Raw genomic sequence first — 13,199 nt, forward strand, 5'->3', positions numbered from 1 at the left:
ACACTTTCCATTTCTGTTGTAGTTGATATTGATTAAATGCTCAAGGTATCAAGATACCGAATAGCTAAAAATTGCTCGAGTATATTCAGTTGTCTGCACTAATGGTGGTCTGGTATTGAGCAGAAAATTGAAATTAATTTCTAAATTTATAGAAAAAATACATTCTAAATATTGCATATAAAGCACCTTTCTTTAGGTATTTAATCGAAACTTTTCTTTGCTCATTAACTGCTTCTTAGATTAATTTTTACATCTTTTGTTTATATACGCTAACACCAAAGAGCCCGCATTTTATAGGCGACTTTTTGTTCACCATTTATTTGTCTGTATTTAGGTGAATGATACTGCATGTGAGGAAGTTGTATGTACATTATGCAATTTTGTATTTCTCAATTGTGTCCTGTGTGTTAATTGTGTTAATCGAGTTAATTTTTGTTTTGTTTTTTGTGTTGATCAGTTTCATTTTTTGGGTACTATGTACCTGATATTAATAAGTTGAGTCTAATGTTAAAGGGGCTACTTGATGCACTCTAATAGGCTAAATTTTCGTTTGTTACTGTTGATATGCAAGGAAGAAGTAAGGTGTTTTCTCGAGAGTCATTAGCATTAAGATTTGTTATTTTAGTATTTATTCCCCTCCTTATAATCATCTCTTATTTTTACTTAGACGAGAGAGAAACTTTACCTCTGGATAATATCACATTAAGCGATAGCGCTTTGAGTAACAAAGTGAGTATCTCTAGAGATAAGTACGGAGTTCCAAATATAAGCGCGAAAAGTGATCATGATGCTTTTTTCGCTATGGGATATGTTCAAGCTCAAGATCGGCTTTGGCAAATGGAGTTACAGCGCCGACTAATTAAAGGTACTTTGAGTGAGGTCTTTGGAGCATCAACAATTGAGCGTGATAAATATATGCGTACTTTGGGGCTTGCTGATGCTGCAAAAGAGGCGCTAAAAAGTTTAGGGAAGCGGGAAAAAGGCATCTTAGTTGCCTTCTCTGAAGGAGTGAATGCGTATATCAGAGATTCTGAAAACCTACCAATTGAGTTTAGGGTTTTTGGTGTCGTTGCTTCAAATTGGTCTCCTGAAGATTCATTAATGGTAGGTAAGCTACTTTCTTACTCTCTGAGTTTTGCTGCTAATTATGAACGCGCCAGAGTACAAGCTGCCGCTAAATTACCAGTGGACTATTTACACTCAATCTATCCAGAGCTTAATGATCAGCAATCTTTATCAGAGGATATATCACGTGTCGCTAAATTGGATGAGACGTTAAGCCAGTTAGCGAGTATCGAAGAAGCTTTATTGCTAGAGCATGGGATTGGAGGCAAATTTGCCGGGAGTAACGCTTGGGCAATTTCTGGGGAGTTAAGTGCTTCGGGCGATGCGATGTTGGCGAATGATCCTCATCTCTCTTTCCAAATGCCTTCATTATGGTATCGAGCGTCTTTGTTAGGCGGCGAAGTAAACGCATCAGGTATGACCATTCCAGGATTGCCTGTAATTGTATTTGGACATAATGCTCATATTGCTTGGGGCGGTACTAACATGCCCGCGGATACGCAAGATTTGGTCATAGTGGACCTTAATCGAGGAGGGAATTCTGCAGGAGAGAAAATTGTTCAAAGGGTAGAGGAGATCGCGGTTAAGGCTGACTTCCCAGCTCAATTTAGAAAAGCCCCAGAGACTATAAAACATACGGTTGCACAATCAAAATATGGGCCTATTCTAGATTATAGTGCTGGCGCGTCTCATGGGTATGCACTGAGATGGACAGCTTTAAATGACAGTGATACTTCTATTTCTGCCTTGATCGACCTGAATTATGCTTCTAATTGGGAAGAGTTCAGGAATGCGCTCCAGCTTCTTATCACGCCGACAATCAATTTTGTTTATGCAGATCGCCTAGGCAATATAGGCCTCAATAGCGCGGGTAAAGTTCCGCTTCGCAAAAAACATTCTGGAGCCATACCTGTTAATCAGTATGAGTTTGAATGGACTGGGTACATTCCTTGGGAAAGTATGCCAACGGAATTCAACCCTAAAAAAGGCTATATCATTAATGCCAACCAAAAACATGTCTCTGAGGATTATCCTTACTTCATTTCTATGGACTGGGCTCCTTCATATAGAGCGGAACGTATAGCATCTCTTATAGAAGGTGAGTTAAAGCGAGGACACAAACTTTCCATCGATACTTTCCGGAGTATTCAAGGTGATGTACTTGACTTAGGAGCGATAGATCTACTCAACCTTCTTAGAAATGACTATCCAAATCTGAAGCCTTTACTTGGTGAGCTACTACATTGGGACGGAGATTATAAATCTGACCCTGACGTTGGTGCTATATACCAAGTCATGATCAGAAATTTAAAAGTCAAATTATTCCATTCACAAAGTCTTGCTACACAATTTGGTGGCGGGCTAACCGCATCTAGTCTAACCGACAAACAGTTATTGCTCGCCTTACAAGACCATGAATTATGGTGTTCTGACACTTCAGAAAAATGTACAGATGAAATTAGGGATTCCTATCAAGCGACTTTAGTTGAACTTGAGCGTAAGTTTGGCGCTAGGCCGTGGTCATGGGGAGAGCTTGCGCCGAGAATTTTCGCGCATCAACCCTTTAGTGAAGCGGACTTTTCGAGACGAATTTTTGAGCGGCAGATCACTGGAGCTGGTTCATTAGATACCGTGAATGCCGCCGGTTATCGGTTTGATAGTGCTGATGGATATGAGCAGATATTTGGTGCTGGGTTTCGCCAAATTATGGTGTCGAGTAAGCAGGAAGGGTTTAAGTCTTGGTACATCAATTCAACGGGTCAGTCCGGCAATATCATGAGCCCACACTATGATGACATGATCGACTTATATGAAAGTAATCAATTAGTTACTGAAACACCGCAATAAATATAATAATTAATAAAAAGGAATTGTAATGAGGTTACTCTCCGAATTAGGAAAGACGGCGCCTAACTCTGTCTTTATTTCACTGTTGAGCGGCGCGATCGCAGGCCTTATCTACGCGTCGCTAGTTCCAGTTATTCTAATCGCAATTGAAGAGTTTAGCTATGTATTAGACGGCACCGCAGATTTTGTTGAGGTGCTGGGCGTGCAAATAGCACATCCAAATTTAGCGCTGTTATTTTTAGGTATTTGCGCTGCGATTTTTATTTTGCAATCAGTGTCAATGATTGCATTACAAAAGTCAGCATTAATGCTTGCGAGTAATATCCGAAAAAGATTGTTTGAAAAGATTCTAGGGGCTCCAATCGAGAACCTTGAGTCAGTTGGAACTTCTAAATTACTCGTTGTATTAAGTACAGATATCAGTCGAATTATGATGGGGGCGCAAGCAGTTCCTGGTCTGTTAGTCAGTTCAGTTATTTTGTTAGGTGTATTTTTATATATCTACTTTTTAAGTATGGGGGCATTTCTATTTTTATTGGTTTGTTTAGTTGTTTCAGTTATTACCTATCAAATTCCTATCATCTATTCCATGAGGTTTTTTAATAAATCAAGACAAGAAACAGATGAACTTCAAAAATCATTTCGCTCTTTACTAATGGGAGCGAAAGAGTTGAAAGTTAATAATGTTAAGCGAGAGTCATTTATTAAAAATGAGTTGCTTAAAGCTGAAAATGAAATGCGTGAAACACTTACTAAAACGTATAACTATACAATCTTTGCTGAAAACTATGGGATGCTATTAACCTATCTAATTATCGCCGTTTTGGTTTTCTCTTTTGTTAATTACTACTCGATTGGTCATGGTGAATTACTGGGTATAGTTATGGTTCTGCTATATATATCCGGCCCAATTCGATGGATATTGCAATCAATAGCTCCAATTTATAGAGCTAATGCGTCATATAATAAAGTAGATCTGATTCTTGCATCTTTGTCTAAGGAGGTAGAGAGTGAATTAACCCCGGTTAGTAACTGGGAAAAAGTAACTTTCGATAATACTTGCTTTTCTTATAAAAAATCTAATTTTGAAGTTGGCCCAATTTCTTTTAGTTGTAGACGCGGAGAAATAACTTTTATTGTTGGAGGGAATGGCTCGGGTAAATCAACCTTCTGTAAGGTCGCTACACTTCATTATAGGGCAACATCAGGAAATATTATCTTTGATGATGTGAAAGTTGATGAAAGCAATATTGATAGTTATCGCCAGTCAATAAGTGTTATCTATAGTGATTATCACTTATTTGAAAAGCTGCATGGAATTGATTTAGAAAATAGTGATGTTATAGATGAAATTAATTATTGGTTAGTGAAGCTTAACCTCGATGAGAAGGTGTTTTTAGAAGGAGATGGATTCTCTACTTTAGAACTTTCAGATGGTCAAAAAAGAAGGTTAGCATTAATAGCTAGTATTGTAGAAGATAAAGATTTTTATTTATTTGATGAATGGGCTGCAGATCAAGATCCTCAATTCAGAGAGATTTTTTACAAAGAAATCCTACCTATTTTAAAGTCAAGAAATAAGTTGATTATAGTTATAACTCATGATGATAGATATTATAACTTATCAGATCAGCTCGTTCATTTAGATAAAGGAGAGGTTCAGCTAAGTGCTTCAAGGTTAAATTATGGCGAGGCTAAGGCTGAAAAATCAAATTTTAAAAACTCAGAAAATAATAAGGATAACGCATATGAGGTTTGATTTTTCTCTAGCGCAGAAGGATGTTTACTTCGATCAGCTACATTGTATTGGTAATGCTAAATATAATATTGGTGGATATGTTGATATAAGCTCGGCAAATGTCACATCTTTATTAGAAGCAAGTGATCAGGTTATAGCAAGTAACCCTATGTTTAGTTTGACTATTGAGCATGAGCATGATGGTCCCAAAGCAAGATTTGATAACGCTTTACATATTAAGTCTACGGTGGTTGATTATAGAGACACTATTGAACCGATTAAGTCAGCGCAGGAGCTTGTGAAAGAAATATTTTCTCAGCCCTTTGATCTTAAGGGAAGATGCCTCTACAAAACTTATATCATTCAACTGACAGATCAAAGGATCTGGTTTGTAGGTGTAGCGCATCATTTGCTGATTGATGGCTGGGGGTTTGCGCTATGGGCTGAGGCACTTTCAAAAGCTTATGAATCAAAAGAATATCAGGTTAATGAGCACGCGCAGCAAAACTATTTTGAACAAGACTCAGTATACTTGGAGTCAGAACGGTATCAGAAAGATAAGGAATTTTGGAAGTCTTACTTGCATTGTTCTAAAAGGAATATACTTGTTCCAAATAGGAAATTGGAATCGAAAAACTCAAGTGAGAGAGTTGTTTTTTCAGTAGCGCGAGATAAGTATGAAAGCTTATTTTCAAACAAAGGGTTTCTAGCTAAGTCCCCTGGTACTGTATTTTTGTCTCTTGTTTTTATAATGTTCTCTAGACTATATAGAGAGCGTAATTTTAATGTAGGGTTACCAGCTCACAATCGAAAATCAGCGAAACAAAAGAATGATATAGCTCTATATACAAGTGTTAGCCCTATATCGCTAGCTTATACATCAGACACCTCATTTGATCAGTTTCTTAGCTATGTAGCTTCTGAGCAAAAAAAAATATATCGACATCAGAAATACCCAATTGGTCATATTGTTTCTGATATGGGCCCTGAAGCAAGAAGTGGTCTCTATGATGTGTGTGTGAACTTCTTAAAATTAAATAATAGTTGTCGCTTTGCTAAAGCGCATGCATCTTACCATTATATCGAAAACCCTTTCCAAACTACTCCTTTTAACTTAACCATTTGGGACAATGGAGAAGTGCAGCCTGTTGAACTACAGGTGGATTATCACATGGGGTACTTTTCAAAAGAGGAAATTGCACAGCTTTTAGAAATACTTTTTTCTCTTCTAGAACAAGTTTCAAATAATCCAGAGGTAAAACTCTCTGAATTAATGCTTACATCTGAGAAAAATAAATCGTTATCTCTGTCCGACACTGGACTTGATGAGGAAATACAACCATTTATTACCTTATTTTTGGAGCAAGTGCGGAAATCTCCGAATACCGTAGCTGTGTCGTGTCAAAACAGAGAACTTACTTATGAAGCCTTAGATCTTTCTTCAACGCGGCTTGCATTGAGATTCAAGGAAATCGGGGTCAAAGCCGGTGATCTCGTAGGGCTAATGCTTCATCGCTCAGAAAGAATGGTGGAAGCGATTGTAGCGCTGAGTAAAATTGGAGCTGGTTTTGTGCCGATGGATCCGAGCTATCCAGTTAGCCGCCTAAAGCATATGGCACATGACAGTAATATTTCATTGCTTGTCATCGATAGTGATTTCTCTGAGTTAGCATTTGAGCTAACAGATAAGATTTATATTGTAGAGTCACTTTGTGAAAATACCGCTGTTGAAATTGGCTCGACTACCGTAGCCAAAAACGATAGCACTGCTTATGTTATATATACCTCGGGCTCTACAGGTACGCCAAAAGGCGTTGAAATTTCGAATCTATCTTTAGCTAACTTTTTGCTCTCAATGAGGAAAAAACCAGGAATCAGCCATGGAGATAGATTATTAGCCGTCACTCCATTTAGTTTTGATATATCTATTTTAGAACTATTACTTCCGTTAATAAGTGGAGCGACGGTCAAAGTATTTCCTTCACGTATAACCCATGATCTGCAAGGTTTGGTTGATGAAATTAACAAACCTGATACCAGCATCGTACAGATGACTCCTAGCGCATGGAAGTTGGTATTAGCTTCTGGCTGGCAAGGTAAACCTAGCTTAAAGGCGCTTGTGGGAGGAGAAGCTCTGCCACAGCATTTAGCAACTGAGCTAACAAGCAAGGTTGATGCGCTTTGGAATATGTATGGGCCAACTGAAACAACAATTTGGTCAAGCTGTATCCGAGTGGAAGAGAGTTGGAGTGTAAATTCAATAGGCCATCCAATCGCTAATACACAGATGGCAATTCTAGATAGCCAGCATAGCTTCATGCCTGTGGGTTGGACGGGTGAGTTATACATCAGTGGTAAGGGGTTGGCAAAAGGCTACTTTAATCAACCTGAGCTAACTGCTAGTCGCTTCATTAGTTGTAATGGAGAGCGTTGGTATAATACGGGAGATTTAGCGAAAATACAGGCAGATGGTAGTGTTGAATTTGTAGGACGAATAGATACTCAAGTTAAATTCCAAGGGTACAGAATAGAACTAGGTGAAATAGAGTCAATACTGAAAAAGTTACCGAATATCTCTGACGCAGTTGTTCTAATCAAGACATCTGACTCTGGTCATCAGTGTTTATGTGCTTACTATATCTCTGAAAATGATGAGTTATCCTCTGAACATTTGAGAGCCGCCGCTTCTGAATACCTTCCATTACATATGCTTCCAAGCCATTGGCAAGCACTTAAAGCGTTTCCTTTAACACCAAGTGGCAAACTAGATAGTAAGTCGCTTTCACTACCTTCGAGTTTTGCACAAGTAAGCACAACTGAAAATGAAGATCGTTTGATACAGGAGCTGGCAGCCGTTATTTGCCATCACCTTCAGATACCTCACCTTGATGCAGAGACAAACTTTTTTGATGCAGGAGCAAGATCCCAAGAAATGGTTGAGCTTGTGCCAAAGTTGAATGAAGCATTGAGTTTGTCACTAACTGTTGTCGATATGTTTAGTTATCCCTCACTTAACGCGCTGGCTCAAGTCATTGATGCCTCTGCGACCCGCAACTCCGAGGCAAAAAGCCGAACAGAGCAACTTCAATCAGGCAAATCAAGGCTTCAAAGAAGATTGAATACAAGGAAACAAGTCAATGAGTACTAATCAAAATTATCATGGTGCTGAAATCGCAGTCATAGGTATGTCTTCGCGATTCCCCAAAGTGAACTCGACACAAGAGTTTTGGCAATTGTTGCGAGAAGGCCGGTGTGGATTGTCAACATTCTCTTCTGAAGAGTTAGAGCGTGCAGGTGTGGATAGTGAGCTGATATCGCAAGACTCTTATGTTCCAGTTAAGGGGGTTGTGGAAAATGCGATGGCCTTCGACGCAGAGTTTTTTGGATATAGTGAGCGTGAAGCTATTTTAATGGATCCTCAATTGAGGCTCTATCATGAGACTGCTTGGCAAGCTCTTGAAGATGCTGGTTGTGGGAGAGAGACGTTAAATGAGAGGTTGCTGGGCGTTTTTGGTGGAGCTTCAGCAAACCCATTATGGACAGCTCAATTTAGCCAAGCCGCTTCTGAAGGTGGTGCACAAGCTTACGAGATAATTAATCTCGTTAGTCGAGACTTTTTTAATACTCGTTTGGCATACAAGTTCAATCTAAATGGTCCAGCTGTGACGGTACAGTCAGCTTGTTCAACAGGCTTAGTTGCAATTCACCAAGCTTGTCAAAGTCTGTTAAGTGGGGATAGTGATATTGCGTTAGCTGGAGCTGTTTCATTATCTACCAACCCAGCTTTAGTTGAACCAGATATACAAGGATATGTTTATCAAGAGGGAATGATCCTCGCTCCTGATGGTCAATGTAGGCCATTCGATGAAAGTGCTCAGGGGACGGTCTTGAGTGATGGAGTCGGGTTTGTCGTTTTAAAGCGACTACATGATGCAATTACCGATGGTGATCAAATTCATGCTGTTATTAAAGGTTCAGCAATTAATAACGATGGTAATAATAAAGTAGGATATACCGCACCAAGTGTTGCAGGCCAGCGAGATGTGTTAAGTACAGCACTACAGATTGCTGGTGTTGAGCCACAAGGCATCGGTTACATTGAAACTCATGGAACAGGAACAAAGCTGGGAGACCCTATAGAGGTGCAGGCTTTGAACCAAGTATATGGCGTTAATAGATCAACGCCTTGTTTAATTGGCTCAGTAAAAAGCAACTTTGGCCATTTAGATACCGCAGCAGGTATCGCTGGGTTTATTAAGGCGGTACTCGCTATAAAGCATGGCGGGATTCCAGCAAGCTTGCATTACAAGGATGCAAATCAGAAGTGCCAGTTTTCTGAATCTGGGCTAATGGTATCGGATCACTTCCAGCAATGGCCATCAGCAGGGGTAAAACGTGCCGGCGTCAGCTCGTTTGGGATTGGTGGAACAAACGCGCATATTATTTTAGAAGAGTATCGAAAACCCGCAATGGAATCAGTGCAACAAAGTGCTGCCTTTATTCCTGTTACTGGTCATTCTAAAGAGAGTCTACAACGTAACTTAGCTGCAATGCAGAGCTGGTTGCGGTCAAATACTAACGATTCACTATCTGCTGCTTATACTATGTTATTTAAGCGTTCAAAGCAGAGTATTAAGTCTGCACTTGTTCATGATGCCGACAATCAATACATAGCGACAGCGTTTAATAAGGAGCTGCACCCTGAATCACTGGTATTCATGTTTAGTGGTCAAGGCTCTCAATACTCTAAGATGGCACAATGGCTATATAAGAATGATACAAAATTTAGAGAAGTAGCAGCGTTATGCTCTACACACATAGATGAGCTCACAGGTGTTAATGTATGCGAATTACTTTGGGGAAATACTGAGCAGATAGCAAGTGACGAACAGTTACGAGCAACAAAACTTGCGCAACTTACACTGTTCACCGTTGAGTTTGCAATTGCTCAAAGTCTAATTGATAAAGGGTATCGGCCTAGTGCGTTAATTGGGCATAGTCTTGGTGAGTATGTTGCTGCGACAGTTGCTGGGGTATTCAGCCTTCAAGACGCGATAAAGGTTATTAGCGCTAGAGCCCAAATTATGTCTCGTGCTACGCCGGGGAAAATGATTGCAGTGAATGGCAGTTGGACTCAGTTTGACACCTCAAAGTGGTCGAATGTATCAATTGCGACTATTAATTCTGAAAAGAACTATGTTGTTGCTGGAGCAGTCCAGGATATTGAGATATTTATTTCAGATGCACGAAGCAATGGATTAGAAACTACAGAGCTCAGTACATCAAGTGCATTTCACTCTTCATTAATGGATCCACTGTTAAGTGACTTTGAAGCTGAGTTCAAAGGGATTCAACTGAATACTCCCAACATGCCGATTATCTCAAATGTAACAGGTGATTGGGCAGGTGAGCAGGAACTATGTGATGCCTCTTATTGGGTTAAGCACTTGCGTCATACGGTTCAATTTCACAAAGGTATCAGCACGCTGTTGTCAGGACCAAGTCGAGCTTTTGTTGAAGTTGGTCCAGGTAATACGCTAGCCAACATTGTGTCACGCCATGGGCAATTAGAAAGTCAGAGTTTAGTCCTGCATACCACCCGCGCAAAAAGAAACGAAAAGAATGAACATACAGCATTCAATAAGTGTTTAGGGCAGCTTTATACGCTTGATATTGAACCTGATTGGAGCAGGGTACTTCAAGGTTTTAACAAGATCGCCGACCTTCCTCCTTATCAATTTGATAGCAAAGTTTATAAAACTCAGTTTTCAGGTTTTAGAGAAACGGCAGAAGAGGATGTTGAAGGATTTTATAAGCAACAGTGGAGTAAACAAGCGCTATCACTCCTATCACAGGATAGTGACAATAAAGGTAATATACTCGTTCTCGATGATAACAGTCATTTTTCCCAAAATATTATCAAGCAGTTAGAGTTGGAAACAGCAAGCACAATAACGACTGTTAGGGTTGGAGAAGTATTTAAGCGAGAGGATGAAAACCGCTACATTATGAGAGCGGAAATATTTGAAGATTATGAAAAGCTAGTTGCGGAATTAACGCGGTTAGTGACATTACCGACAAAAATTATCTCATTTTGGCCAAGTTTAAGCACTATTGACAACTATCATAGCATCCTCACATATCTCCATTTAGCAAGAGCATTCTCAAATGTCTCTTACCAAGATGAGATGAGTTGGTTTGCGATAACAACAGAAGCTTGTAACGTTACAGGTATAGAGTTGCTTAAACCCGAACAAGGGCTGGTGTACGGCACACTGAAAGTAATTTCTCAAGAGCATCAGAACATCTCAGCGCATCAAATTGACTTTGATAGTTCAAGTTTTAGTCAGTCTCAGTTACTTCCAATAATACGTTCTAAAAAATTGTCCACTGTAAGTGCGGTGCGAGGCAGAAATCTTTGGCAACCAGAGTTTCTAAAAATTGGCAAGGAGCTAGAAAAGAGCAGTTCACCTGTAGTTATTCGTGATAATGCGACTTATGTAATTACAGGTGGATTCGGAGGTGCAGGACAAGAACTTGCTCGTTATTTAGCGTCAACATATAAAGCTAACTTAGTGTTAGTGAGTCGAACAGACCGTTCATCTTCTCCTCTTATTGCTGAATTGAACTCCTATGGTGCCAATGTAACTTGCCTTGAGGCGGATGTAAGTACACCGCGATCAGCTCAAATAATTTGGGACAAAGCCGTCACTGAGTTTGGCCAAGTTAGCGGTGTATTTCACCTAGCGGGACTGCCAGGTGAAACGATGGTGATGAACCAAACAAATGAAATTGTGCATAAGGTACTAGCTGCAAAGCTGGGAACCGCCAACGCTTGGGTTGATATTTGCGAGCGTGAAGAGATGGAGTTCGTCGTACTATTTTCTTCGGTTACGGGGATTTTAGGTGGCATGGGTCAAAGTGACTATAGCTCAGCCAATGCTGGTTTGGATTGTATAGCAGAAGCAGCCCATAGTAGAGGTATAGATAGAGTTTTCAGTATTCGCTGGGATGCTTGGAAAGAAGCTGGAATGGCTGTAGAGGCATTAAATGGCAGAAGACGGATTACAGCACATCAAACTCATCCACTGTTGGGCGATCAAATTATCAATGAGTCAGGCCAGACGGTCTACTGTAAGCAATTTCATACAGAGAGGGATTGGCCGCTTGCTGAGCATTGGGTTATGGGTTTACCAACGATTCCTGGTGCAACCTATTTGGAGATGGCTGCAGCTGCATTTCAGCATTCAACCCCTTCAAAGCACATCACTTTAAAAGACGTATACTTTCTATCTGGTGCAGCCCTATCTGCAGGAGATTGGTCTGATTTATATACCAACCTAACAGTCGATGGCAATGGTACTCAATTCGAAATTACGAGTTATCAGCCGAGTAATGAGTTGTACCAAATTCATGCGAAAGGGCAGGTAAGTGGAGTTTCGAGCGCGCAGCCAGAAAGCATGTCGATTAATGAGCTAATTAATTCAATTCAAGGAAGAGTATTCGACAATGTTTCTGGTGCTGCAGACCTTGGGGCTCAAGCTCTTGGTGTGAGCCGAAATGCAGAGCAGCACGATCAGTTGATGAAGTATGGTGAGAGATGGAACTGTTTTGAAAAGGTGTGGATCGGCGAGCGCTCAGGCCTAGCTAAAATGCACTTACCTGCACAGTTCGATACTGATATTAATGACTACAGTTTACATCCTGCCTTACTGGATTGCGCAACCTCTTATCTGAGAGCTTTTATTGATGGTGGCGTCTATATACCAATTAGCTATGCAAAGCTTACCCAATATTCGAAGCTTGAAGGTCAGTTTTATAGTTTTGTCGAGTTGCAGAGTCAGGACAGCAAATCGGGAGTCATGAGCTTTGATATTTGTTTACTCAGCTTAACAGGAGAGCAGCTAGTAACTATTTCAAATTTCACGATGAAGAAAATTGAAACAGACTTAGCTAGCTCTTCAAGTAAGGTAAGCAATATACCTCTTAGTGAATTTGTATATAAACATAAAGCGATGCCAGCAGGCATTGATAATAGTACTGCAATGAGTGTTATCGAACAGACATTAGCTCACCGTCAGCCAGTAACTTTGTATGCAGCATCGGATTTTATAAAGCGCTATGAAAACTCCGCAGATGGTGACACTGGTTTATTCGACCTGAATGACGCGTTACCACAACAAACACGACCTAGACCTGATTTGGAAGTGGATTTTGTTGCAGCAAAAACTCCCACTCAAAAATCATTAGTGTCAATTTGGGAGCAAATGCTTGGATTAGAAAAAGTAGGGATTCAAGACGACTTCTTTGAGCTTGGTGGGGACTCTCTCGTTTTGATGCAGATCCATAAAAAAGTACAACAAACATTTGATGAAAAAATAGCGGTTGTTGAACTGTATAACTATCCGACAATTCAAAAACTCGCCGAATATATAGACTCTTCATCTAACGAAGATGACGATACTTTATCTCAGGTTTCTTCTCGAGTTGAGAAGAAAAAAGCAGCAGCCCTTCGCCGCAGAAAAAAACAACAAAAGGACTAACAGAA

General features: G+C 40.1%; 4 protein-coding genes. All 4 read left to right on the plus strand.

Features of this window, described 5'->3' with window-relative positions; all coding sequences use genetic code 11:
• The first annotated feature begins 729 nt into the window (after positions 1-729).
• Genes L1271_RS22070 through L1271_RS22085 form a run of 4 tightly spaced genes read left to right on the plus strand, consistent with a single transcriptional unit; the run spans position 730 to position 13,194 of the window.
• Positions 730-2,913, plus strand: coding sequence for a penicillin acylase family protein (locus L1271_RS22070; RefSeq protein ID WP_235368809.1), 2,184 nt, complete (start codon positions 730-732; stop codon positions 2,911-2,913).
• Between the two features lie 28 nt (positions 2,914-2,941).
• The gene (locus L1271_RS22075) at positions 2,942-4,672 is read left to right on the plus strand and encodes a cyclic peptide export ABC transporter (protein WP_010604331.1); all 1,731 of its coding nucleotides are present in this window, start codon (positions 2,942-2,944) and stop codon (positions 4,670-4,672) included.
• Entirely contained in the window at positions 4,599-7,799 is a 3,201-nt protein-coding gene (locus tag L1271_RS22080; RefSeq protein ID WP_235368810.1) for a non-ribosomal peptide synthetase, read from the plus strand. The genes L1271_RS22075 and L1271_RS22080 overlap by 74 nt, the downstream gene beginning before the upstream one ends.
• Positions 7,789-13,194 (plus strand): type I polyketide synthase, encoded by a 5,406-nt coding sequence (locus tag L1271_RS22085; RefSeq protein ID WP_235368811.1) that lies wholly within the window; start codon positions 7,789-7,791, stop codon positions 13,192-13,194. The genes L1271_RS22080 and L1271_RS22085 overlap by 11 nt, the downstream gene beginning before the upstream one ends.
• Positions 13,195-13,199: the final 5 nt, after the last annotated feature.

Source organism: Pseudoalteromonas sp. OF5H-5 (genome assembly GCF_021530695.1).
Classification (GTDB): domain Bacteria; phylum Pseudomonadota; class Gammaproteobacteria; order Enterobacterales; family Alteromonadaceae; genus Pseudoalteromonas.

What these genes read in the sequence shown, in the direction of transcription:
- L1271_RS22075 (WP_010604331.1), top strand. Translation starts at nt 2,942, where the DNA reads ATGAGGTTACTCTCCGAATTAGGAAAGACGGCGCCTAACTCTGTCTTT.
- L1271_RS22080 (WP_235368810.1), top strand. Translation starts at nt 4,599, where the DNA reads ATGGCGAGGCTAAGGCTGAAAAATCAAATTTTAAAAACTCAGAAAATA.
- L1271_RS22085 (WP_235368811.1), top strand. Translation starts at nt 7,789, where the DNA reads ATGAGTACTAATCAAAATTATCATGGTGCTGAAATCGCAGTCATAGGT.